We start from the raw sequence: 24,764 nt of genomic DNA, 5'->3' as shown, positions 1-24,764 counted from the left end.
TTATGTTAATCGTAAGCAGAAAAGTGCAGTGTCAACGTGACGGGGTCGTCGGTTTCCAGTGCCATAAAATCCAAGCCATGCATGCGGTCTGCCTGCCATAACCTATTGTTGAGACTAAAAGATTTTTGCCATGAGATCAATGCAAGCTGATCTAGCATAACGGTTGCTTCGCCTTGCTCTGGCGGTGCCTGCTTGATTGCCAGTTTGACTGCGCGTGCAGGCAATTGCTCAGGCCCCAGGGTCTGACTGTCATCCGGCAGGGTAATATCATGACGAAATGTCTGCCAATCGTAGCTGCCTGAATTAATCAGACCGACTTCCTCGCTGGAAAATTCCAGGTTGTCTTCTGCGGTGACTATAGTCAGTTCTGCATCCAAAGCGCCAGCATTGTCACCTTTTGCGTAGCCGAACAGAGTCAATTCAGAATAGGCTTCTAGGGTTGACTCTGCCGGAGTGATTGGCATGGTGCGCAGTGTTTGCTTAAACGGCATACGGATCGGCCGGTTATTAAATTGTGTGCGAGACAGGCACATGCCTTGCGTACCACGCATTGCCCCGGTCAGACAGGGGGTAATGTCATCACTTTCATGTTCCCAGCGAGTGACTTCATTCACTTCATTGTCATTGTCCCAGTCTTCAAAGTCACCAAACCACATTAGATCTCGGCCAAGCGTGACGTCTGCGGTGCCTGTGCTCGTGATTTTACTTAAAAATGCATTACTGGGCGCATACTCTCGAAGATCAACAAGGTGATCTCCGGCAGCTAAGTTTAGTGTCACAGTTTCTACCTCTTGCACAGTGGGCGGCTGTTGGAAGTAGACGTCGCCATAACCCGGCCCGGGCACGATGGCGATTTCTGGGCTCGAAAACTCAGCCAATCGGCGGATCAGGTAGTCACTCAAAAAACCACTCACCAGCTTGGGCTGATAATCTTCCAGGTAAATAGGGTAAGCTCTGGCGGATTGCGTTTTGGGTGATTGCGTTGGGTCGATCCTTACAGAGACGGCAACGCCCAGTAAGGTCTCATGGCGGTTTTGCTCAAACACAAAGTTGCCCAGGCCCAGTAAGGCTGGCACTCCGTTGTACAGACCAAAGCCCTGAGCCACATGAGGGTGGTGGGCTATCATCAGATCAGGAGCACGACGACTGACAAATTCAAACCGGTTGTTGATGTAACGGGTGGGTGCATAAGAGTATTCATCTCCCCCATGCAGCTGGACAATAGCGTAATCACTGTTATCACTGGCTTGCTCAACAGCGGCGCTGAGTGCCGTGCTGTCGGTCAGGTCGGCAGCGCCTCCTTTGTCAGCGGTGGCGATATAAGTGACCTGATGGTCTTCACCCGTAATAGAAGTGGCCGACACCAGAGCAAGCGTTGTGTTACCCACTTTAACCAGGCGGGGTGCATAGGCCTCTGTGGTGTTATTACCGGCGCCGCTGTGGCTAAACCCTGCCTGCTCAACAAATTTGATGGTGTCCTCTAACCCCTTTTGTTGATAGTCAAACACGTGATTATTACCTAGAGCGACATAATCGATGCCAATTGCGGTCAAGCCCTGCAGGGTATCCGGTAACGAGAAAAAGGCGAACTCTTTACTTGGATGAACCGTCGTGGGTGTTGCAAGCACTGGGGATTCGAGATTAACGGAAGCAAAATCAGCGCTAGCCATGATAGGTTTGATGAACTGAGTCAGGGCAATGGCACTGCTTGCGGCATTACCTGGTCGGATCATGGCATCTTCAACATCGGGTAACAGATTGCCCATAGTGGTCAGCGAAGGGTCCATATAGCGGCGACCAAACATGGTATCTCCGCCAAACATCAGCTCGCTGCTGGTGGCACTTACCTCTTTTAATACGACAGGCAAAGGTTGGTCTTGGTACGCCTTGCTGTTGACGACCATTACGATGCGCTCATACCCGGGCACTGAGATAGTCAAAGTTATGTTGTCGCTATTCAGGTCTGCTAGGGTTAATTTCCCTTGCGCATCCGTACGGTACTGGTTGTCGAAAAGCTGTACACTGGCATCAGTTAAGGCAGCGTCATTAGAATCCAGCAGCTGCAACGTTAAACCACGGGTTTGGTTTTGTTGCTCTTGTTGCTGCTTTTGCTCTTCCTGCTGTGCTTGTGTCGGGCCAGTCTCGTAAGGGTCCTCTACAGAGCAGGCGCTGAGCAAATACATTACGGGAACAAATGGAATTAAGTTGTAAATTTTCAAGGCTGCCCCTTAACCTGTACGGCTTAATATCTAGGTCTTTTGTATTATAAAATCATTGTTCGTCAAACTGCAATCGTTAAGCATTAATATTGTGTACATTGATCACCCCTATATTGTACGCATTAATACGTATATTTTTCACAGGGAGGATCTGTCTTTTTCATTATAGTTGCTATGGCTAAAATCTCTGTCCAAATATGTTTACGTTTTGCTAGTCTGGGGTCTATTCTTAGAGTATGATCCCGCAAAAGGTAGAAAACCGTTTTGAGGAACAAATGCGTTTAGAAATTCACTGTGCCGATCGGATCGGTATTGCGCAGGAAATTTTGAATATCCTGGTCAAGTACCGGGTTGATCTAAAAGGAATAGAAGTTGATTCCGTCAATTGCAGAATGTATGTGAGTTTCCCCCCGATTGAGTTTGAACAGTTTCAGAAAATTATGCCTGAAATCAGACTGATCGATGGGGTGGAGGATGTCAGAACAACGGCTTTTCTGCCTTCTGAGCGTGAACACAACGAGCTCAACACTTTACTCAGTGCACTTCCCGATGGGGTTATTTCCATCGATGCGAAAGGCTGGGTGCGTCATTGTAACGATGCCGCATGTCGTGACCTGAACCTACCTGAATCGGAGATCATGGGTGCCAATATTAATAACCTGCTGAAAGGGTTTAATTTTACTCGTTGGCTGGAAGGTAAAGACGTATTGGGCCAAACCACTCGGGTTGAAGTCGGCGGCGAAGACTTTATTGCTGATATTTTACCTATTTCTGTACCGCAAGGTCCTGAAGGAGACGTGCTGGCAGGGGCGGTGATCAATATTAAATCCCAAAGTCGACTGGGTCAGCAGGTTAGCGCGTTTCGTCGCTATGGGCAGGAGAGTTTTGCTGCCATCCATAGCCAGAGTACGGCGATGCGACGAGTTGTCCGCGAAGCGCGAAAAATGGCACAGCTTGAAGCACCAATTTTAATTACCGGTGAAACGGGAACGGGTAAAGAGTTGCTTGCACGAGCCTGTCATTATGCCTCTAATCGCTCATTAAAGCCGTTCATTGCGCTGTCATGTGCCTCTTTACCTGATGATGTCGCCGAGTCTGAGCTATTCGGCTATGCCGGTTATGAAGAAAACAGTGCGCCTAAACGGGGCGTGCTGGAGCAGGCTGATGGTGGCACCGTATTCCTTGATGAAGTCGGTGAAATGTCGACTCAGCTACAAACCAAATTGCTGCGCTTTTTGCAAGATGGCACCTTCCGTAAAGTGGGTGATGAGAATGAAGTTAAGGTGAATGTGCGCATCATCGCTGCAACCCAAAAAGATCTACCGGCAATGGTGCAAGAAGGCAGTTTCCGTGAAGATCTGTACTATCGCATCAATGTTTTAACACTGGAAATCGCACCTTTGCGTGATCGCAAAGCCGACATTAAATCACTTGCAGAGCACTTTATTCAAAAATATGCACAGCAAAGTGGCCATGCAACGCCAGCGCTGGATGAGGAGTGCCTGCAGTTCCTTGAGCAATATCCATGGCCGGGTAATGTCAGACAACTGGAAAATGCCATTTATCGTGCTGTGTCTATGCTGGACGACAATGAGCTACGCATTGAGCACCTTCAACTGCCAACCTTTACCCATGATCTGGGTTATTTGGAGTCAGACTTTGAAGGAACACTGGAGCAGGCGGTTAAGCGTTTTGAAGCAACCTTACTGCGTAAACTCTACCCAGCTTACCCAAGCTCACGCCAGCTGGCTAAACGATTAGGGCTAAGTCATACAGCAGTTGCAAATAAGCTCAGAGAGTACGGGATAAACCGAAAAACAGTGAAAGTATAAAGTGAGGGGACTGTCAGTCCCCTTATTTCTTCGTGCCCATATTTTTGGTCACGCCGTCCAGCTTAATATTATCAATCCCTTGCTCAGTAAACTTGATGGTGACACTGATGTTGTTGCGTACCAGAAAGTAGTCAATGTCATCCAGACGCAACACATAATCGCCTTTTACGGGGCTCATAAATTGCTTCTTGAACAGCTCAAGTTTGTGGTCCCCAAGCTGCCAGCTGAACCCTTCGATAAAACCCGGGTTAAACTCCTGGATCCAAACCTTAGAATCATCTTTGCTCAGTGTAATGGCAATGGAGTACGATTCGGGTAATTGGGCCATGTCATAGCTGTTATCGCCAATACGAAATTTCTGTGCATCACCTTGCCAGCCAAAGCCAAAGTTAAACTCTTTTTCAATGCCGGTGGGATAAACCAGCTGACCTTTGCCTGGTAAATCAAAATCAGCCCAGGCATAACCTGCGCTGAACAAGGTCAATAAATACACTAGCTTGGTTATATATTTCATCAAGTTACACTCTTCTTAGTCTTGCATAAAAGTTAATGCACAAACGCACTTTTCGCAAGTTATGCATGCAGAGGGCTGTCTAATTCCTGCTTGTTGTGAAACCCGGCTGTGCTAAACTCGGGTTTTATGCTAACTGGTTGGACCAATAACATGAATTTGTATTTCCGCTTACTGTGGTTGTTCTGGCGGATCCGTCAGAATAAAGCCACGCAACCTTTGCTCGACGTGATTGATATTAATTTCAGAGCACTGCCGAGTGATTGTGATATTAATTTGCACCTGACCAACTCGCGTTACCTTGCCATGATGGACTTAGCGCGTACCTGGATGACTGAACGCGTGGGATTATTCAGCGCGATAATGAAACGTCGCTGGTTTCCCATTGTGAATGCCACTGCGATAACCTATATTCGAGACATCAAGCCACTACAAGAGTTTACAGTGTCAACGCGATTAGTTGGCTGGGATCACAAGTATTTTTATATCGAGCAGAAGTTTCATTCAGAGCGCGGTCTGCATGCTATTGCCTATGTACGTGGAGTGTTCAAAAGTCGTCAGGGCGTGATCAGTGTAGAAGAAATGCTGGAAGTTGCCGAGTTTACAGGTGAAGCGCCAATCTTGCCTGAAGAAGTGGTGCACTGGAAAGAAATGCTGGAACAAAAGAAAGCACGCAATAATAAAGTGGCATAAAGGGTCATAGTGTTTATGACCCCTGGGGATTGAGAAAGTAACTCTGTATCGTGCCCACATAGTGTGGGCACCTTAAATCATTAGAACTTGTACTTCACACCGAACATAGCAACAATCGGGTCTAACTCTACATCTGAAGTTAGCGCTTGCTTACCGTCTGCATAAACGGTTGCATCTGTGTTGATGTCCATCTTAGAAATCATACCGTGCAGGCCCCACTTATCGTTCAGGTCATAGTTGAAACCGACCTGAAGTGCTACACCAAATGAACTATCCAGATCCACCTTAACATCATCAGTGCCTAATACACCCTTAAGTGCCGCACTTGCTTCTTCGTCGAAGAACACTGTGTAGTTCAGACCTGCACCGATGAATGGGCGAAACTTATCATTTGCACCGAAAAAGTGGTACTGCGCCAATAATGTAGGTGGTAAGTGCTTAACAGAAGCAATCTCTACGCCACCCAGTTGCGTGCTCGGGCTACCCGGAATATAGCCTACGCCTTCAACTGTGTGCGAAAACGGAGTCGCTGCAATTAATTCAAATACAATGTTATCGTTGTACTGGTAGTCAAATGTAAGACCCAGTTGCGTATCAGAGTCAGCCACCAAGCCTGCTGTTTTGATTTCATTCAACGCAGAGCCAGTGTCACTCGGATTAACGTTAATTGCGCCCACATTTACACTGAATTGAGCCTGAGCCAGTGGAGCAGTTAGCATCAGCGTAGATAGGATAGCGGCAGTAAGTTTTTTCATTTTCATCTCCTGAACCTGTACAAGGTAAATCTTTTTGTTGCAGCTATCATAGGCCGATGGGACTTTTCAAAAACTGTTCTAGATCAATATTCAAATTGCGAGGTTTCAGAAAAAATTGAAAACTTGATTTAGATTAAGTTTTTGACTCAGATGGCCTGGGACGGCTGCTTAATTATCCTGGATCATTTCGGTTTCACAGCCGCCCAGATGTTTTAGGAGTTCATCAAGGTAGCGCTTAGTGACGTCATTGAGCATGTCACGATTAAAACGTAGTGCCAGCTGGCACATTTTGGTGTCAACAAAGCCCTCTACAGCCACAATGCGAACAGGCACTGCGTATAACGGAGAGATCAGTAAATTTCCACCGTTCAAATCAAAGACATCCAGCTCAAGCTCATAGGTATTAAACAGATGCATTTCTCGGCTATACGGCGATTGCAATAACATGCCTGTTTGACTGATGTTTTTTACGTGCCCCGAGAGTGTGCGGCTGCCAGTGCGGATCCGAACACTGTGTTCTGGCAAACCGGATAGCCTGATGGCACCACGACGACTGATGGTGTTCCAGGATTTATGAACCGTTTCTTCGAGTTTGTCGGCGGTAAAGGGTTTCATCATATATTGTGATACCCCGTTTTGGATAGCGCAGACCACATGCTCCCTGTCCCCCAGCGAACTCATCATAATGAATGGGGTTTTACTGTGCTTTTTTGACTTCCTGACCCGTTTAAGCAGCTCCTCTCCGTCGATGTTTGGCATTTGCCAGTCGGCAATGATGATATCGATATGGCGGGCATCGAGTAATTCAAGCGCAGCCTGACCATCCTCTGCGGTGTAGACATTTTCTGCACCCAGCCGGTTGACTAAAGTGGTACGAACCAAGTTTCTAACCAGCTGGCAGTCGTCGACGACCAAAAAACTGACATCCTGCATTACTAGTTCCTTATCTTGCAGCAATTAAAACCCACTAGAGACTTCCGGGACCCTGGATTAGGCTAACAATTCTAACCTTCACATACTTAGTTCTAGCATACACAGGGCAATTGACAACTTGTTATCGAAATTGACCAATCTATGACAAGGCTCTGTGCTTTGTTGTGCTCTTCGCAATGGGGTTGTCACAAAAGTGCCTTGCAGAAGACATGAACTGGTCACGCTCGAACGGTGTAATCGGGGGAGAGAACCGTGACCACTGGGTACCTAGTGTCTATCGATATGTGACTGAACCAGATCCCAGTGCGCTCAATATTTAGAATACAGGAAACGTATAGTATGCCTTCCCATGCGACAAAACCTGCTGCTAAACACAGCCCGCAACTTGATACCGTCAATACCTTGAGACGCTTGATCTCAGCTCCGTCTGTAACTCCTGATGATGCTGGTACAATAGAGTATCTGTCACAGCGCCTGGGTGCTTTAGGGTTCGAATGTACGTCCCTTGACTGTAACGGCGTTCGCAATTTGGTGGCCAGGCGGCAATTTGGCCCCGGCCCTGTCATGGCTTTTGCGGGGCATGTTGATGTTGTACCGGCCAACCCGAGGGGCTGGATTGCACATCCTTTCGCTGCGGCTGTGATTGATGATGTCATTTACGGACGCGGGGCGGCAGATATGAAAGGCGGCGTAGCAGCTATGCTCAGTGCAACGGAACGTTTGTGTGAACAGGCGCAGCATTGTCGGGGCACGCTATTTTGGTTGATCACCTCAGATGAAGAAGGTGAAGCCGAGTATGGCTCTAAAATTATGGCTGAGTATCTGGCCCAGCAAGGTATTACGCTTGATGCTTGCCTGGTTGGGGAGCCTACCTCACATCAACAGGTTGGTGACACGATAAAAAATGGCCGTCGTGGCGCCATCTCCGGGCGTATACAGATACAGGGCAAAGCAGGGCACGTCGCTTACCCCGAGCAAACCGTTAATGCGGCCCATATTGCCGGTGATCTGGTAAATGAGTTGGCAAACCTCAGCTGGTGGAAAGACGTTTTGGGTTCGCAAACGAGTTTGCAGGTTACCGGTCTGACTGTACCGGATATCGTCGATAACCTGGTGCCGGCAAGCTGTGAAATAACCTTTAATGTGCGCTATAGCCACGCGTATAAAAGTCAGGAAATCTATCAGATAGTTGCGCAGGCGCTGGCACCTTGGGACGACCATGTCAGTGTGCAATGGGAGCGCCCTTGTGAGTCTTATTACACGGGGAGTCGAGAAGCTGCATGCTTTCTTAGCCTAGTTGAGCAAGCCATATTTCGGGTCAGAGGTCAGTTTCCGGCACTCAGTACAGCGGGTGGCACGTCGGATGGTCGCTTTTTTGCCTCAAGTGAGACTCAGGTGATTGAGTGCGGGGTTAAAAACGATTCTATTCATCAGGTAAATGAACACGTATCAGTGGCAGATCTCCATGCCATTGAGGAGATCTATACCGCTGTTTTGACCGACTACTTTGGCGTTTGAACCCCACACAGCGGAAACTACTGAGCCAGTTCCCTGCGCAGTTGTTTCTGCATGGCTCTTAGCCCCTGTATTTTCTCTCTTGCTTCCTGAAGTTGTTGTTCGGGAAGCTTGTGTCTGACCCCTTTTTCCAGCAACAGCTCTAATCGGGCGACCTTTTTATCCACTGCAGCGATATAGTCCTGTTTCATCTTATCCATTTCGCCAGATTGGTATGCCTGATAGGCTTGGTGATCGGACAAGTCTCCAGAATATGTCGGGGTCGATATACTTGGGGCTATGGGCGGGATATAAGGTGTGTCTTCTGGCTCGGCTTCCTCACTGGGATCAGCCACAATAACAGGCAATTCTGCTGTGCTGACCAAAGGCACTGAAATCGTCGTAGTTGCTGGTGCGGTGGAGGTGTCGTGTTGATATTCTGCTTGCTCAGTTGGGGCAGGTGTGCGCTGTGAACGCACATCAGCAGTGGGCAAAGGCGCAAGTGATACCAGGACCCAAAGCGCATAACCCAGACCTGCCAGGACGAGCGCCAGTGTGATCGCCTGTAACCTGGTCATCAGAGTGGTACCCCATGCTGTGTTTGCCAGTGCCTGAATTTTTGCTGATAGGCTGCCTGGGCACGTTGCTTGGTCAGCGCGTCTAATGCCTGATAACGCACCGTTTCACTGTCCTCAGAGTAATAGGCATATTTGGGGTGTTGGGTATACACCACGGCCCACCGCCCAGATGGGGTCCGCACCGGAGGAGTCGCTTTGCCCGACTGACTGCTGAAAGCCAGTTGTGCAAGCCAGCGCTTTTGATGTTCCCGGGTAATGGAAACCGGTGTAGTTTTGCCAGCTGAATCGAACTCGTTATGTTTTTGGGTTTCTTTTAATGCCTGTTTCATGCCTTTTTTATTCATGAGGCGATGGAAGTGTTGTGCCTGCGTTTGTGATTCAAAGGTGGCTGCCTGGGCTTCCAGTGTAGATTTGTATCTGAAGTCTTTACGGTGCTGTTTGTAATAGCGGTGGATCTCAGCTTGCGATATAGTCGCTCTGAGTTGTTCCAGATATGTGCTGCGCTCACCGTGCAGTTGTGCTTTTATTCCTAAAAACGCCAGCATAGGAGGACGTAACAGCTCACCTTTAGCCAAAAGCTCCAGACGTGACAGACTTAACCCATGCTTTGCCAGTAAAGGTGCGGCTCTGTCGGTGAGGTTTGCATAGTAGCGCCACTCATCAAGCTGGTGAACTAGCAAGTCGATGTCACCCTGATGAAGGCGAAATCGATTCTGCATCGATTGACTAATGAGTAGATCCGCCAAGGTTACTTTGGGTGTGTCGAGCAACCGTATTTGCTGCCACTGTTCGAGTTGCCTGGTTTGGTAGTTGCCGTTAGCAGGGTAATCTCCAAGTAGTTTAGATAGCGCTTGTGCGCTAAAAGGGGCAATCGATTTCTCTTTGGTGATGGATTTAAGTTCGGGAAATTGATGCGTAAGCAAAGTGACAATAAGGCGACGGATATGGTAGTCATTATCAAACCCGACACCAGATTGACGGATCATCAGCTCGGGGTTAAGTTGCTGGGCTGTCGCCAGTAAAAACTGATTTTCAAGCAAGTGCTTATTCAACTCTGCAGAGGACAAATCACGATCTTGCTGTGTATAGAGAGATTGCATGAGAACCAGTTCAGGCTTAGTTAGTTGAGTCAGTGTTGCCCAACATGGCAGGCTTAAACAGCCTGCCAGGAGTAAAACAAGGTAGTTCATTAACGGGCTACCATAGCATGATTAAGCATGTGAACGACCATTGCGATAGCATGCGGAATAACCTGACGAGCAGTATTCAGGCGATCATAGTGATCCTCTGAGTTCAGTACAATGCCACCTTGCGAGTAAGAATAGGCGCCGCCTTGTGTAAGTAGCGGACGAATATCTTTGTTTGCAGCATCTGGTGTTGAGAAGCTACTCATTGCCTGCTTTACCAGTGCGAGGTTATTGAGGTTTTCCTGATCATAGTAGTCTTTCACCCAGGATTCCCAGCTGGCGTGGTTTAGGTCTGACGTTGTCCAGGTATGGTGAGGTTGAAGGAGATCCGTTGTGTGGAATACAAACCCCAGGATCTGTGGGTTACCATTTTGCAGATAGCTTTGATACCAGTACTGGCCTAAGTTATCGATCGGCTGAAATGGCATTTCTTCAAAGTCATCGTACATACTGTATCTGGAGTGGCTATCCAAGCGGTAGTTTTTTTCTGTGATGCCATAGCTGTCATATTCACTGTCATCGGCACTAAACCAGCCTGTTTCACCTCCTTTGCCGTCATCCAGATAATCACCCTTTAACCAAGTAGCCGCCATGTTGTCTACTGTGCCCCAGACAGTGAGCTTGTCATAATTGTATCCACCAAAGTCGTTACCATGGACGTCAGCGCCTTGAGTGTGATTTTGGAAGTGCCAATAGCTGGTGTATTTAACGATGCTTTGAGCTGCGCCCCATAAAGGTGCCTGCACACAGTCGCCAGTGATCGCACCACAGAAGAAGGTATCTTCAAAATCATCGACATCATAGGCTGCTTGTCCCATAACTTCTGCAAGCTGAGTTACACTCATGCCATGCGACTGAGCATACGCCTGAAGCTTGGCAAATTGCGTGGTTGACGGATTTTGTGCCATGTAGTTGACGGCATCGATAACGATGCGCTTGTGTGTTTCCTGACTAAACGCTTGTGCCCCGGAGGCTGTTAGCGTCAGTGCGCAGAGCAATAATGTTTTCTTCATTGTAGTGTTGTTCCAATAGTTAGAATGTAGACTCTATATGAGCCACGGGAATTAGAAAGTGCTAGTGTTACATTAGTATTAAATATTGGTTAAATAAAATCTTGGTTTCGATACCTTGTTGTCCTCGTTGACCTCAGGTATGATGGGGACTTAATTTAGGCACATGAAAAGTCATAATAACGATGAAAATTATAAAGTTACTTTCTGCTGTGCTGCTTTGCCTGGCTCATCAGGTTTATGCCAATGACAGCGCTGGTGATCAGGAAGAAGACTGGCTCGAAGATAATGGACTGGAGTGGCAGTTGAGCATTGGTGCCTTTTATGTAGACATGGCACTACCTGAATTAATTGGTGCCGACAACTCTCCGGCACCACCTACCCTGCGAGCTGACATCAAATTACAATACAAGAACTTTTATCTGGTGACTTACTCCGGTGATTTTTTTGGTGGCTCAGACCTGGGCTATCAACTCATTCAAGAGGAAGAGTGGGGGCTTGATATCATCTATGGAAGTTATCAGCTGCCCTTTACTGAAACCGGTTACTTCGATACCAAAGATCCTGTGGTGAAAGAGCTTGAGGGCATAAAAGACAGAGATCCGGATCAGTCAATGGGCGTTGCATATTACCGCGCTGTTGGCGATTATCTGGCGGTGGCCGAGTTGGTCTATGATGTATTTGGCGATACCAATGGCTGGGTTTTTCACCTGGAAGCAACACGCAACTTCGAATTACGTAATTGGGATCTGTGGCTTAACTTTGGTGCAAATTATTACTCCAGCAATTTTAATAACTACTTTTATGGTGTGACTGAGGAAGAGCGTAATGACTATCTTACGCCTTATGAGCCTGGTAGCGGGGCGTCTGCGTTTTTCCAAGCTCAGTTGAGCTATCCGGTCGCTGAGAACTGGGAGTTTAGCGCGGGAATGTCTTTTTTAGTGGGTTCCAGCGAGGCAAAAGAGAGTCCACTATTGGAATCTAACCATGCCAGAGTACTATTTACTGGGGTGAAATATGTATTTTAAGCTCACTTCAGCCATCACTATCGGAATGCTCTGCGCTTCAACAAGCGCACATGCCACTTCTAAAGATGAAAGGAAAGAGATATTACAAGCTGCACCGAATAAGTGTGTTGCATTGCATGAAGGAAGAACTTGCTACACTGATGTGACGTTCTCAATTTCGGCTAAGCAAGTGGGTGACTACTGTATAAGAGAGAGCAACTCCAAGAAGATCCTGCAATGCTGGGCTAATGTCAGCCATTTTGAGTATTTGCTGGCTTTTGGCTCTGCACAGAGCGTCAGTTATGAGCTGATCTCTAAAACTAAACGTGACGTGCTCGCAGTAACGACCATCAATGTCAACTGGGTTCATAAGGTACGTAACAAAAAGCGACGCTGGCAGCGTCTGTTTTAATATCAAACCGGATGGTTAACCGGTCACTCCAGAGGCGAGGAAAAAATGTCCGGGTCTAAATGGAGTATGGGTGCTAAAAAGAGCTGCTTCCCCTGTAATTGATAGGTTTAATCCCTCTAGCTGACTACGTAGTAATGTGGGGGGTCTAACTAACTTTCGTAGTAAAGGCTAGCGTAATTTAGCTAGCCTGAAGTTGTCGAACCTACTGACACTGCTCCACCAAGCCTCTCAGATGAGAGCCTATGTCTTCACTTTTACTTTGCCCCTGTTCCAACAGCGTTTTTGCTTGCTGTTGCAGCTCTGCAAGCTCATAGTTTGCCAGTAAGGTTTTTAGGTAGCTCATTGTATCGGCACCCGCCTGCAGTAAGTCGGGCAAACTTTCCATTGACAGTTCTTGATCGGCCAGGCCCGTTATAGTGTCCATCAGATCTGCCAGGTTTGCACTGTCCTGCAGTGCACCTTCTACCTCAATCATGGAGCCCATAGGATCGGCATTGAGTTGCTTGACTACACAACTGGCCATCGTGCCGGCCTCGGCCGACTGACTCATTGCAGCCAGGCCGTGCTCTCTGATATCCGCAATGACTTGCTCCAGTTCTTGGTTATTTGCCAGATATTGTTGCTCTATTTTAGCTTTAGAGTCTCCCAGAAAGTCACATCCAGTCAACGCGAACAAACTTATGCCATAAATTAAAGAACGCTTCATATTAAGTATCCAAAATCAATCCACTTATTGTCAGTTTACTGGCTTCACAGTCTGTTGTCATTATGATGGCTAGCATAGTTGCAGCGGATAGGTCGGCAAATACATCTTAGCCATAACCCGTATCAACGCAGACCTTTCCACATCATCTGGGGACAGATTATGGCTAATATCAAAGTTGGACCAAGTACAGCGGCAGGCTTGTCCTGCCGGGCCTGATAAATTCAAGTTCTCAGGCGTGCGGCAGCCTGGTTACGATAGCGATCAAGCTGTACAACATTCGAGATACCAAACAACTCTGACTTGATGATATTGGCAAACACATGCAAAGCACGTTTCCAGGCATTACGCACAGCAAGCGTAAACTGCGAACCTAAATGAACTTTCAGCACTTCAAGCAAGCTGTTGCAAAAGGTGCTGATATCTTTGACTGAAGGAGACAGCGCGGCAATTAAAATACTCTGCTGACGAAGAAACTGGGTCAGTTCATGCTGCCTGGGCAGGTTGATCAGGCATTGCTGCATAAAGTCGTGTAACCGATATTCCAAAGACAAAATATGCCGTTCAGATTCAGGCAATGTCATGCTGACCCGGCTCTGTTTTAGTTTATTATAAAAGCTTACGCAGAAGCAGTGAAAATTAGGCTTAAGCGTCGTGAAAGACTGGTTCAACAGCTGGTACTGATAGGGTGAAATACTCATAATCGCTCCACATACGATTAGAGCGAATCCATTTGCTCAAGTAATTGCGCAGACTCATTATTTCAGCCCGCTTTGGCTGGTAATGAGAGCTACAGTAACTTGGGTAAAAGTAATGATGGCCTAATATACTTGAATTGCGGTACGACATGCGCCATCAACTTCAGTATAGGTAGAATATGATCTGATGCGCAAACTTTATCCGAATTATTGCGTTTAAAAAGCTCGACAGGTCGCTATCAGCTCACCACTATGGCGAAGCTGATAGCCCGAAAAACACTATTTAATCGGAGAAAGTAACTTGGGATCGGTGACTAACTGCCTGACACCATGGGCGTGATCTTCTTCAAATACGTTGTCTTCACACCATTTGGCCAAACTGTTGATATCAACTTTGGCACAAGCAGGTCTGACACTCCAGGTGACCTGAAGGGGTGAACATTGCTTGTCGTTGTAGCTTGGCCCGGTTGTTGAGCCCAAGAACTCTACCGGTTTACCGGTCGTTTGTGGGATGTACTTTGCCTGATGATAGCCATTGACTATGTTACCATCGTAGCTTAAGTCATTAAAATCTAATGCATCTTCATCATTCACAACGAGGAAAACCTGAGTTTCAACACGCAGATCTGGGTTTGCACATTCATTACTTAAACAAGAACCTAAACCTTTACCAGGAGCAACGTCACACGAACTGTGTACCCAATGTACTTCTATGGTGTCACCTGGTTTTACGTTTTTACAGACCTTGCCTTTTGGTGCGCGTAATTCAGCCTCTGTCAGGCTGCTGGTGGCGTTACACTGGTAGCCACCGTATTTACCGTTGCCGGCAAAAACAGAAAAGTCTTTTGCCTTATGTTCAGCGTTTTTATGAAAGTGGATATTACATAAGTTCATTTCACTGGCAGGTGGGGCGAGTGAAAATACACGTTTGTTCTCCCCATGCAACTGATCGATATCGCGCGGGGTTTGCGGACCAAACCCTTCGCAGCTATTCGCGAGGGTGTTAAAGGAAAGTAGTGTTAGCGCTGTCATCGAGACGCCTATAAATACCTTTTTCATGACTGGTTCTCCATCAATTTATATTAACTCGATGGGCCGCCAGTATAGATGTTTAACTTTTAAGAACAAGCTAAATGGTAAAATATTGTGAACGAATGGTTTTTTATAAGTTAATCTCGATGTTTTTGTTCGTTATTCTCGATCTCTAATTGTGTAATGGTAAAATATTTCGATTGTTTGCTGTGTAGTCACTATGGTTTAAGCGTCTCGTCTTGATAGGTGGCGAAGGCAATGCACTAAAGCGTCATTTTAGTTAAAGGCGGTATCTAAGGTTGCGTATTTATACAACTCTCTCTATAATACACGCCAGTTGATGCAGCTAGACTGCACGTTGACGCGGGATGGAGCAGCCTGGTAGCTCGTCGGGCTCATAACCCGAAGGTCGTCGGTTCAAATCCGGCTCCCGCAACCAAGCTTAAGAAATGTATTCATTTCTTACAGTTCGCGCATTCATCGTAATGCGCGTTTTGCGTTTAAGCATATGCTTAATTTAGGCTGATACAGCCCGCAACCAAGCTCGGCCACTGGCCACACAGTTTGTTTTTGGTGTGACGCCCCGCTTGGTTCGGGGCGTTGTTGTATCTGGAGCTAAGCAATAGAGCCCAGCCCAGAAGCAAACAGCTGAATCATTAGGGCTTTTGAGCCCTTTTTTTGTTTGTATGGAGGTAATTTGTGACAAAACTCGAGCAAGAATTAACGACTATGTTAGAGCCGGCTGTTGAAGCCTGTGGCTTCGAATTGCTCGGTCTGGAAGTGATGCAAGCTGGTCGTCATTCGACACTGCGCATCTATATTGACCATGAAAATGGTATCAATGTGGATAACTGTGCAGATGTGAGTCGTCAGGTCAGTGCCATTCTGGATGTCGAGGACCCCATTACAAATGAATACAACCTGGAAGTGTCTTCACCTGGTGTAGACAGACCATTATTCAAACAAGCTCATTACGAGCAGGCAGTGGGCGAAGAAGTGCGCTTGCGTACAAAGCTTCCACAGGAAGGTCGCCGAAACTTTAAAGGCGACTTAATTGCAGTTAATGGCGATATGATCACGCTATCCGTCGATGGCCAGGAGCATCACCTTATGCTCAGCAACATCGAGCGCGCGAACATGATCGCAAAATTTTAAAAATTAGGTGCGAAGGAAAAAAGGGCAAGCGAGGCAATACTTATGGCAAAAGAAATATTATTGGTTGCAGAAGCTGTTTCCAATGAAAAAGCAGTCCCAAAAGAAAAGATTTTTGAAGCATTAGAGTTCGCACTAGCGACGGCCACCAAAAAGAAACACGATGGTGAGATCGAAGTGCGCGTTTCTATCGACCGTAAGACTGGTGAGTATGACACTTTCCGTCGTTGGATGGTGGTAAATCCGCAAGAAGACGGCTCTTTGGAAAACCCTTACGCAGAGATCACTTTTGAAGCGGCACAGGTTGAAGAGCCTGACATTCAACTTGGTGACTTTGTTGAAGAACAGATTGAATCTATCCAGTTCGACCGTATCACGACTCAGATGGCAAAACAGGTCATCGTTCAAAAGGTTCGTGAAGCAGAGCGAGCACTAATTGTTGACGCTTATAAAGATCAGGAAGGTGAGCTGGTTACCGGTGTGGTGAAAAAAGCATCACGTGACACCGTGGTACTTGATCTGGGCAATAACGCTGAAGCGGTTATTTACCGTGAAGACATGTTGCCGCGTGAGAGCTTCCGTCCGGGTGACCGCGTACGTGGTCTGCTTTACGCGGTTAAGCCAGAAGCGCGTGGCGCGCAGCTGTTTGTAACACGCTCTAAGCCTGAAATGCTGATGGAACTATTCCGCATTGAAGTACCTGAAATCGGCGAAGAGATGATCGAGCTCAAAGGTGCTGCACGTGATCCAGGATCACGCGCAAAAATTGCGGTAAAATCAAATGACAAACGCATCGACCCTGTCGGCGCATGTGTGGGTATGCGCGGTGCGCGTGTACAGGCTGTGTCTACTGAATTAGGTGGCGAGCGCGTTGATATCGTCCTGTACGATGACAACCCGGCTCAGTTTGTTATCAACGCTATGGCGCCGGCAGAAGTGGCATCGATCGTGATGGATGAAGACACGCGTACGATGGAAATCGCGGTAGAAGCCGACAACCTGGCGCAGGCGATTGGTCGTAACGGTCAGAACGTACGTCTTGCCAGTCAATTGACGGGTTGGGAACTGAACGTGATGACAGTGGAAGACATGGAGCGCAAGAGCTCAGAAGAGTCTGACAAACTGATCAACCTGTTCACCGAAGCGCTGGACATTGACGATGACTTCGCAACCTTGCTGATCAACGAAGGCTTCTCAACACTTGAGGAAGTGGCCTACGTACCAGTTGCAGAGTTCCTGGAAATCGATGGTCTGGACGAAGACACAGTGGAAGAGCTGCGTAAGCGTGCAAAAGACGCATTGACAACGAAAGCGCTGCGTGACGAAGAAAGCCTGGAGGGCGCAGAACCTGCAGAAGATCTGCTGAATCTTGAAGGTCTGGACCGTCACCTGGCGTTTGTTATGGCCAGTAAAGGGGTGATCACGCTGGAAGATCTGGCTGAGCAGGGCATTGACGAATTAGTCGAAATCACTGAATTATCTGAACAACAAGCGGGTGACTTGATCATGGCCGCACGTAATATTTGTTGGTTTGGTGAGCAATAGTAGTTTATTAACGGGAGGTAACGCATAATATGGCAGAAGTGAGCATAGAGAAACTAGCCGAAAACATTGGTACAACTGTTGATAAATTACTCCAGCAGTTGGCAGATGCAGGGATCACCAAAGCCACTGGCGACCATGTTACTGAAAACGAGAAAGCACAATTGCTGGACCATTTGAGTAAACAACATGGCGGTACCGGTTCGGAAGGACCGGAGCGTATGACTTTGCAACGCAAGAGCAAGAGCACATTAAGTGTGACCGGCTCACATGGCAAAGCAAAATCCGTTCAGGTTGAGGTACGTAAAAAGCGCACTTACGTTAAAAAGAGCGCAATCGAGCAGCAGAAAGAGCAGGAAAGACTCGCTGCAGAGGAAGCTGCGCGCAAAGAAGCAGAGTTGAAAGCTCAGCAAGAAGCTGAGCAAAAAGCCAAAGAAGAAGCCGAGCGTAAGGCACAAGAGGAAGCCGAGCGTAAGGCACTAGAGGAAGCTGAGCGCAAGGCTAAAGATGAGGCAAAACGTGCAGCGCAAGCTGAACGTCAAGCGAAAGAACAGCAGAGTGAAGAAGTGGATAGCGCCCAACAAGAGAAAGAGAAACTAGAAGCAGAGCGTCTGCGCAAAGAAGCAGAAGCGGCTGCCCTAAAGAAAGCAGAAGAAGAAGCCAAGCGTAAAGCAGAAGAAGCTAAGCGTTTAGCAGAAGAGAATGAAGCCCGCTGGAAAGCTGAAGAAGAAGAGCGTGCACGTCGCGAAGCTTCTGCAGATCACCACCTTACGACATCGACTTACGCGCGTGAAGCCGAAGACGAGTCAGATGCACAGGAAGAAAAGAGTGCACGTCGTAAGAAGAAGAAAAAGCCAGCTGAAAAAGTGGCTCAGCCAGTACGTGGCAAAGGTAAAAAAGGCAAGCTTAAAGCACCTACCTCACTACAGCATGGCTTTAAGAAGCCAGTTAGCGAAGTGAAGCAGGAAGTCCGTATCAGCGAGACCATTACGGTTGCTGAGCTGGCATCACGCATGGCTGTTAAAGGCGTTGAAGTCGTTAAGACCATGATGAAGATGGGTGAAATGGTTACCATTAACCAGGTCATCGATCAGGAAACTGCGCAGGTTGTGGCTGAAGAAATGGGCCACAAAGTTGTTCTGGTGAAAGAGAACGAGCTGGAAGAAAAAGTACTGAGCGAGCGTAACGAAAGTGAAGCGCTAGAGCAACGTGCACCAGTTGTTACCGTTATGGGTCACGTTGACCACGGTAAAACTTCAACACTGGATTACATCCGTAAAGCTAAGGTTGCTGCTGGCGAGGCTGGTGGTATTACTCAGCACATCGGTGCATACCATGTTGAAACAGAAGGCGGCATGATCACTTTCTTGGATACTCCGGGACACGCAGCGTTTACCTCAATGCGTGCACGTGGTGCCAAAGCGACTGATATCGTTGTTCTGGTTGTTGCAGCTGACGATGGTGTAATGCCACAGACTAAAGAAGCGGTACAACACGCCAAAGCGGCAGAAGTCCCTCTGATCATCGCTGTAAACAAAATGGATAAAGAAGGCATTGACCCGGATCGCGTTAAAAACGAACTGGCTCAGCTGGACGTTATTCCTGAAGAGTGGGGCGGTGATACGCAGTTCGTTCACATCTCAGCGAAAACAGGCCTGGGCATTGACGACCTGCTTGAAGCGATTCTGATGCAGTCTGAACTGCTTGAGCTGAAAGCGGCACACAAAGGCATGGCATCAGGTGTGGTTATCGAATCTCGTCTTGATAAAGGTCGTGGTCCGGTTGCAACTGTACTGGTTCAGTCTGGTGAGCTTAACCAGGGCGATATCGTACTGTGTGGTCTTGAATATGGCCGTGTTCGTGCAATGAAAGACGAAAACGGTAAAGACATCACGACTGCAGGTCCTTCAATTCCGGTTGAGATCCTGGGTATGTCGGGTGTACCAGCTGCCGGTGACGAAGCAACCGTTGTTAAAGACGAGCGTAAAGCACGTGAAGTTGCACTATATCGTCAGGGTAAATTCCGTGATGTGAAACTGGCGCGTCAGCAAAAAGCGAAGCTTGAAAACATGTTTACCAACATGACTGAAGGCGATGTGTCTGAAGTGAACGTAGTACTGAAAGCAGACGTACAGGGTTCAATCGAAGCCATCTCTGATTCTTTGGTTAAACTGTCTACAGACGAAGTTAAAGTGAAGATCGTTGGTAGCGGCGTAGGTGGTATCACTGAAACTGACGCAACGCTGGCTGCTGCGTCTAACGCTATCATCGTGGGCTTTAACGTTCGTGCTGATGCCTCTGCACGTAAAGTGATTGAAGCTGAAAATCTGGATCTGCGTTACTACAGCGTAATCTACGACCTGATCGAAGAAGTGAAGCAGGCAATGTCGGGCATGCTGGCACCTGAATTCAAGCAAGAGATCATTGGTCTGGCTGAAGTACGTGACGTGTTCAAGTCGCCTAAGATTGGCTCTGTTGCGGGTTGTATGGTAACCGAAGGTGTGGTTAAACGTAGCGCACCTATCCGTGTACTGCGTGACAATGTTGTTATTTACGAAGGTGAGCTTGAATCACTGCGTCGCTTTAAAGATGACGTGGCAGAAGTTCGTAACGGCATGGAATGTGGTATCGGCGTTAAGAACTATAATGACGTTAAGGTCGGTGACCAAATCGAGGTATTCGAAACCGTTGAAGTACAACGCTCGTTGTAAGTCAATCAGGGTTCAACCTTGAAATGGGGGCGTTAGCCCCCATTTGTGTTTGTGTTTCCTCTAGTGGGCGATTGTATGCATTGCCCGTTTTAATGATTAAATTGAAGTGGTGAAAATGAGAGAATTTTCTCGTACTGATCGTGTTGCACAACAGATCCAAAAAGAAATTGCCGTGATTTTGCAGCGTGAGATTAAAGATCCGCGTTTGGGCATGGTCACTGTATCGGCTGTAGAAGTATCGCGCGATCTGTCCTACGCCAAAGTCTTTATCACTGTCCTCGGTGGTGATGACGATAAAACCAAAGAAAACCTGTCTATTTTAAATGAAGCGACAGGCTACATCCGCTCGTTGCTGGGCAAACGGATCCGCGCCCGGATCATGCCTGAATTACGCTTTGTGCTGGACAACTCACTGATGGAAGGCATGCGCATTTCTAACCTGGTTGATGAAGTGATCCGCAAAGACAATGAAAAGCGTGGTGACGAAGCGCAGTCAGATACGAAAAGCGACGACGGAGAAGCCTGATGGCGCGTCGTAGTAAAGGTCGCCCGATAGACGGGATTGTGCTGCTTAACAAGCCGCAGGGGATCTCCTCCAATAAAGCCCTGCAACAAGCCAAAGGTATTTACTTTGCGCAAAAAGCGGGCCACACAGGCGCACTCGATCCGCTGGCAACGGGCATGCTGCCAATCTGCTTTGGTGAAGCGACCAAGTTTACGCAGTTCCTTTTGGATACTGACAAAACCTATGTTGTCCGTGCCAAGTTAGGCGAACGTACCACGACCTCAGACTCTGATGGCGAAGTGGTCGAAACGCGTCCGGTACAAATCACTCGCGAGCAGCTAGAGCAGGACGTCGCCAGTTTTCTGGGGGAGTCTGATCAGTACCCATCGATGTATTCGGCGCTCAAATATCAGGGGCAGCCTTTGTACAAGTACGCCCGTGAAGGTATCGAAGTGCCACGTAAGTGCCGCAAGATCAACGTCTATTCGATCACCTTGGATGAATACGACGAGCAGGCGCAAGAGATCCAGATGACGGTGCATGTCTCAAAAGGGACTTACATTCGTACCATAGTGGATGACCTGGGCGAGAAGCTGGGCTGTGGGGCACATGTCATTATGCTGCATCGCTCTGAAGTGGGCCACTATCCGAGTGATAAAATGATCACGCTGGAAGAGCTCGAAGAAAAACTTCAACAGGCCAAAGCAGAAGATTTGCCGCCGTCGACTTACATTGATGCGCTGTTACTCCCTATGGATACTGCACTGGTTGATTTGCCAGCGGTAGAGATAACCGCCGAGCAAGGTGTAGCATTCAGTCATGGTCAGACCGTGGTGGTTGGTGAGCTACCTGAGGGTGTATTGAAAGTGGTGGCTGATGGTCGCTTTGTTGGTATTGGTGAGCGCAATCAGCACGGCCATTTAAAGGCCAAACGCGCGCTATCCAGCGCACAATAAAATTTTTTGTCAGCGGGGGTAATTGCTGATACAATGCCGCCCGCTTTGTCGCTTTGGCTGAATTAGTGATCGGCTGAAGCATTACTTAAACAATTGGAGTTTATTATGTCACTAAGCAATCAAGAAAAAGCAGAAATCGTAGCAAAATTCGCACGCGCAGAAGGCGACACTGGTTCTCCTGAAGTTCAGGTTGCACTGTTAACTGCTGATATCAACAAGCTACAAGGTCACTTCGCGAACCACAAGCATGACTTCCACTCACGTCGTGGTCTGCTACGTAAAGTAAGCCAGCGTCGTAACCTGCTTGACTACCTTAAAGGTAAGAGCGTAGAGCGTTACTCTGCACTAATCAAAGAGCTTGGCCTACGTCGCTAAGAACTTGATTATTTGTCGGATTTTTATCCGATAAGAAAAAAGGGGCTAAATCGCCCCTTTTTTTGTGGGTATATACTCAGTATACTTATGCCCGAGCTGCCATTCTGGTGGTTCAGCGCCAAGTCTGCAGCCAATTGTAGTGCTTAAGCGGATCATCTAGCTCTGTTTGGTTTAGCCTTTTTTATCAAATAGTTATTAGTCACTTTAGTCCGCTTAAGACTGTAATTGGTCGTTGTTGGCGCTTATATGTTATTTTTGTAAGGAATATATTTGTGCAAGCAATTATTAAAGAATTCCAACTTGGTCAACACACAGTAACCCTGGAAACGGGCGCAATTGCGCGTCAGGCTGACGGTGCTGTATTGGCCAGTATTGGTGACACTTCTGTACTAGTCACTGTTGTAGGTAAGCGTGAAGCTGCACCTGGTCAGGACTTTTTCCCTCTGACAGTAAACTATCAGGAAAAAATGTATGCGGCAGGCCGTATCCCTGGTGGTTTCCTGAAGCGTGAAGGCCGTCCTTCAGACAATGAAACGCTGATTGCGCGTCTGATTGACCGTCCAATTCGTCCTCTGTTCCCGGAAGGCTTTGTAAACGAAGTACAAGTTATCGCGACAGTGGTTTCTTCAAACCCTGAAATTCAACCAGACATGGTTGCAATGATTGGTACTTCTGCGGCGCTGGCAATTTCTGGCGTGCCGTTCAATGGCCCAATCGGCGCCGTGCGCGTTGGTTTCACTGATGGTCAGTACGTACTGAACCCGTCAGTGACAGAACTTGAGCAAAGTAAGCTTGACCTGGTTGTTGCTGGTACCGAAGGTGCCGTACTGATGGTTGAGTCAGAAGCTGAAATTCTGACTGAAGAAGAAATGCTGGGCGCGGTTGTCTATGGTCATGAGCAATCACAGGCTATCATCAAGGCTGTGAACGAGTTTGCTGCAGAAGCAGGCAAGCCGGCTTGGGACTGGACTGCACCAGAGAAAAACGTTGAGCTGTCTGACAAAATCGCAGCCATCGCTGAACAAAAAGTCGGTGACGCTTACCGCATCACTGATAAAGTGGCACGTAAAGACGCACTAAGCGAAGCAAAAGCAGAAGTGGTTGAGAAGTTAACTGCTGAGCTGGCTGAAGGCGATGCGTTGGACGAGCAGGAAGTGTCTAAGCTGTTCAGCTCACTTGAGAAGAAAATCGTACGTGGCCGTATCATCGCGGGTGAGAAGCGTATCGATGGCCGTGAACCAGACATGGTTCGTGCACTTGACGTGATGACGGGCGTATTGCCACGCACACACGGTTCAGCCATCTTCACACGTGGTGAAACTCAGGCTTTGGTTACTGCTACCTTAGGTACAGAACGCGATTCACAAATGATGGACAACCTGATTGGCACGCAGAAGCATCACTTTATGCTGCACTACAACTTCCCTCCATTCTGTGTGGGTGAGACAGGTTTCATTGGTTCGCCTAAGCGTCGTGAAATTGGTCACGGTAACCTGGCTAAGCGCGGTGTACAAGCGGTTATGCCAACGCTTGAAGAATTCCCGTACTCTGTACGTGTGGTTTCTGAGATCACTGAATCAAACGGTTCGTCTTCAATGGCGTCTGTATGTGGTACGTCTCTGGCCCTGATGGATGCGGGTGTACCAATCAAGTCATCTGTTGCGGGTATCGCGATGGGTCTGGTTAAAGAAGGCGATGACTTTGTCGTACTTTCTGACATCCTGGGTGACGAAGATCACCTGGGTGACATGGACTTTAAAGTAGCGGGTAACAGCGCCGGTGTAACTGCACTTCAGATGGATATCAAGATTGAAGGTATCACGAAAGAAATCATGCAGATCGCACTGCGTCAGGCAAAAGCAGCACGTCTGCATATCCTGAGCGTGATGGACCAGGCAATCGCCAGCCCATCTCAGGACCTGTCTGAGTTCGCACCACGTATCTACACCATGAACATTCCACCGAAGAAGATTGCTGACGTAATCGGTAAAGGTGGCGCGGTGATCCGTCAGCTGACGGAAGAAACAGATACAACTATCGAAATCGAAGATGACGGTACCATTAAGATTGCTGCAACCAATGGTAACAGCGCGAAAGAAGCGATTGCTCGCATCGAAGCGCTGACTGCTGAGCTGGAAGTAGGCACTATCTACACAGGTAAAGTAAACCGCATCGTAGACTTTGGTGCTTTCGTAAACGTACTGCCTGGTAAAGATGGTCTGGTACACATTTCACAGATCAGCAAAGAGCGCGTAAACAACGTGGCTGATCACCTGAGCGTTGGCCAGGAAGTGAAGGTAAAAGTACTGGAAGTAGACCGTCAGGGTCGTGTGCGTCTGAGCATCAAAGAAGCATTAGAGTCAGAAGCGGCACCTGCTGCTGAGTAAGATCTGACAAAGAAACAATGAGTTTCGATGAAAGGGGCTGAATGGCCCCTTTTTTTATGCTTTAATGATCGC

Annotated in this window: 22 protein-coding genes and 1 tRNA gene; 13 read left to right on the top strand and 10 right to left on the bottom strand. The window is 47.7% G+C overall.

Annotation, left to right across the window (positions count from 1 at the left end; all coding sequences use genetic code 11):
* Nucleotides 1-5 precede the first annotated feature (5 nt).
* Nucleotides 6-2,219 (bottom strand): CapA family protein, encoded by a 2,214-nt coding sequence (locus CWB99_RS06130; protein ID WP_138550250.1) that lies wholly within the window; start codon nt 2,217-2,219, stop codon nt 6-8.
* 275 nt (nt 2,220-2,494) lie between these two features.
* On the opposite strand from CWB99_RS06130, the gene tyrR reads away from it, so the two are divergent.
* Nucleotides 2,495-4,051: a transcriptional regulator TyrR gene (gene tyrR / locus CWB99_RS06125; RefSeq protein WP_138550350.1), complete on the top strand. Its 1,557-nt coding sequence runs from the start codon at nt 2,495-2,497 to the stop codon at nt 4,049-4,051.
* A 22-nt stretch (nt 4,052-4,073) separates the two neighbouring features.
* Here the strand turns inward: tyrR and CWB99_RS06120 are convergent, their stop codons facing one another.
* On the bottom strand, nt 4,074-4,565 hold the full coding sequence (locus tag CWB99_RS06120) for a hypothetical protein (RefSeq protein ID WP_138550249.1): 492 nt from the start codon (nt 4,563-4,565) through the stop codon (nt 4,074-4,076).
* A 150-nt stretch (nt 4,566-4,715) separates the two neighbouring features.
* Between CWB99_RS06120 and CWB99_RS06115 the strand changes: the two genes are divergently transcribed.
* Complete coding sequence (locus tag CWB99_RS06115) at nt 4,716-5,255, top strand: thioesterase family protein (RefSeq protein ID WP_138550248.1); 540 nt, start codon at nt 4,716-4,718, stop codon at nt 5,253-5,255.
* 80 nt (nt 5,256-5,335) lie between these two features.
* Here the strand turns inward: CWB99_RS06115 and CWB99_RS06110 are convergent, their stop codons facing one another.
* Nucleotides 5,336-6,010 carry an OmpW/AlkL family protein gene (locus tag CWB99_RS06110; protein ID WP_138550247.1) on the bottom strand — a complete coding sequence of 225 codons (675 nt, stop codon included), beginning with the start codon at nt 6,008-6,010 and terminating at the stop codon, nt 5,336-5,338.
* Between the two features lie 168 nt (nt 6,011-6,178).
* Nucleotides 6,179-6,943, bottom strand: coding sequence for a response regulator (locus CWB99_RS06105; protein ID WP_138550246.1), 765 nt, complete (start codon nt 6,941-6,943; stop codon nt 6,179-6,181).
* A gap of 339 nt (nt 6,944-7,282) precedes the next feature.
* Here CWB99_RS06105 and dapE point away from each other — a divergent pair, with 339 nt between their 5' ends.
* A complete protein-coding gene (gene dapE, locus CWB99_RS06100) occupies nt 7,283-8,461 on the top strand; it encodes a succinyl-diaminopimelate desuccinylase (RefSeq protein WP_138550245.1) in 1,179 nt (392 codons plus the stop codon).
* Between the two features lie 17 nt (nt 8,462-8,478).
* Here dapE and CWB99_RS06095 read toward each other — a convergent pair whose 3' ends face one another.
* From CWB99_RS06095 to CWB99_RS06085, 3 genes are read right to left on the bottom strand one after another with little or no spacing between them, the layout of a single operon-like run.
* Nucleotides 8,479-9,015 carry a hypothetical protein gene (locus tag CWB99_RS06095; protein ID WP_138550244.1) on the bottom strand — a complete coding sequence of 179 codons (537 nt, stop codon included), beginning with the start codon at nt 9,013-9,015 and terminating at the stop codon, nt 8,479-8,481.
* Nucleotides 9,015-10,205: a peptidyl-prolyl cis-trans isomerase gene (locus tag CWB99_RS06090; RefSeq protein WP_138550243.1), complete on the bottom strand. Its 1,191-nt coding sequence runs from the start codon at nt 10,203-10,205 to the stop codon at nt 9,015-9,017. The genes CWB99_RS06095 and CWB99_RS06090 overlap by 1 nt, the downstream gene beginning before the upstream one ends.
* Nucleotides 10,205-11,215, bottom strand: coding sequence for a phospholipase (locus CWB99_RS06085; RefSeq protein WP_138550242.1), 1,011 nt, complete (start codon nt 11,213-11,215; stop codon nt 10,205-10,207). Before CWB99_RS06085 ends, CWB99_RS06090 begins: the two co-directional genes overlap by 1 nt.
* A 182-nt stretch (nt 11,216-11,397) precedes the next feature.
* Here CWB99_RS06085 and CWB99_RS06080 point away from each other — a divergent pair, with 182 nt between their 5' ends.
* The gene (locus CWB99_RS06080) at nt 11,398-12,240 is read left to right on the top strand and encodes a MipA/OmpV family protein (protein ID WP_138550241.1); all 843 of its coding nucleotides are present in this window, start codon (nt 11,398-11,400) and stop codon (nt 12,238-12,240) included.
* A complete protein-coding gene (locus tag CWB99_RS06075) occupies nt 12,230-12,631 on the top strand; it encodes a DUF3019 domain-containing protein (protein WP_138550240.1) in 402 nt (133 codons plus the stop codon). Before CWB99_RS06080 ends, CWB99_RS06075 begins: the two co-directional genes overlap by 11 nt.
* 202 nt (nt 12,632-12,833) lie before the next feature.
* On the opposite strand, the gene CWB99_RS06070 is transcribed toward CWB99_RS06075, so the two are convergent.
* The 3 genes from CWB99_RS06070 to CWB99_RS06060 all read right to left on the bottom strand — a co-directional run bounded on the left by CWB99_RS06070 (nt 12,834) and on the right by CWB99_RS06060 (nt 15,091).
* Nucleotides 12,834-13,337 carry a hypothetical protein gene (locus CWB99_RS06070; protein ID WP_138550239.1) on the bottom strand — a complete coding sequence of 168 codons (504 nt, stop codon included), beginning with the start codon at nt 13,335-13,337 and terminating at the stop codon, nt 12,834-12,836.
* Nucleotides 13,338-13,558: 221 nt separating this feature from the next.
* Nucleotides 13,559-14,035 carry a globin gene (locus CWB99_RS06065; protein WP_138550238.1) on the bottom strand — a complete coding sequence of 159 codons (477 nt, stop codon included), beginning with the start codon at nt 14,033-14,035 and terminating at the stop codon, nt 13,559-13,561.
* A gap of 276 nt (nt 14,036-14,311) precedes the next feature.
* Nucleotides 14,312-15,091, bottom strand: a complete 780-nt coding sequence (locus CWB99_RS06060) for a delta-class carbonic anhydrase (RefSeq protein WP_138550237.1) — start codon at nt 15,089-15,091, stop codon at nt 14,312-14,314.
* Between the two features lie 335 nt (nt 15,092-15,426).
* On the opposite strand from CWB99_RS06060, the gene CWB99_RS06055 reads away from it, so the two are divergent.
* The 8 genes from CWB99_RS06055 to pnp all read left to right on the top strand — a co-directional run bounded on the left by CWB99_RS06055 (nt 15,427) and on the right by pnp (nt 24,692).
* Nucleotides 15,427-15,503 (top strand) — tRNA-Met (locus CWB99_RS06055).
* Nucleotides 15,504-15,763: 260 nt separating this feature from the next.
* Complete coding sequence (gene rimP, locus CWB99_RS06050; protein ID WP_138550236.1) at nt 15,764-16,219, top strand: ribosome maturation factor RimP; 456 nt, start codon at nt 15,764-15,766, stop codon at nt 16,217-16,219.
* A gap of 42 nt (nt 16,220-16,261) precedes the next feature.
* Nucleotides 16,262-17,761, top strand: a complete 1,500-nt coding sequence (gene nusA / locus CWB99_RS06045; RefSeq protein ID WP_138550235.1) for a transcription termination factor NusA — start codon at nt 16,262-16,264, stop codon at nt 17,759-17,761.
* Nucleotides 17,762-17,790: 29 nt separating this feature from the next.
* Entirely contained in the window at nt 17,791-20,469 is a 2,679-nt protein-coding gene (gene infB / locus CWB99_RS06040; protein ID WP_138550234.1) for a translation initiation factor IF-2, read from the top strand.
* Nucleotides 20,470-20,584: 115 nt separating this feature from the next.
* On the top strand, nt 20,585-20,995 hold the full coding sequence (gene rbfA / locus CWB99_RS06035) for a 30S ribosome-binding factor RbfA (protein ID WP_054015307.1): 411 nt from the start codon (nt 20,585-20,587) through the stop codon (nt 20,993-20,995).
* Nucleotides 20,995-21,930, top strand: coding sequence for a tRNA pseudouridine(55) synthase TruB (truB, locus tag CWB99_RS06030; protein ID WP_138550233.1), 936 nt, complete (start codon nt 20,995-20,997; stop codon nt 21,928-21,930). Before rbfA ends, truB begins: the two co-directional genes overlap by 1 nt.
* A 105-nt stretch (nt 21,931-22,035) precedes the next feature.
* The gene (gene rpsO / locus CWB99_RS06025) at nt 22,036-22,305 is read left to right on the top strand and encodes a 30S ribosomal protein S15 (RefSeq protein ID WP_010385052.1); all 270 of its coding nucleotides are present in this window, start codon (nt 22,036-22,038) and stop codon (nt 22,303-22,305) included.
* 272 nt (nt 22,306-22,577) lie between these two features.
* Nucleotides 22,578-24,692: a polyribonucleotide nucleotidyltransferase gene (gene pnp, locus CWB99_RS06020; RefSeq protein ID WP_138550232.1), complete on the top strand. Its 2,115-nt coding sequence runs from the start codon at nt 22,578-22,580 to the stop codon at nt 24,690-24,692.
* Nucleotides 24,693-24,764 lie beyond the last annotated feature (72 nt).

It is taken from the genome of Pseudoalteromonas rubra (assembly GCF_005887095.1).
Lineage (GTDB): Bacteria > Pseudomonadota > Gammaproteobacteria > Enterobacterales > Alteromonadaceae > Pseudoalteromonas > Pseudoalteromonas rubra_E.
This window is presented reverse-complemented; position numbering and strand designations above follow the sequence as displayed.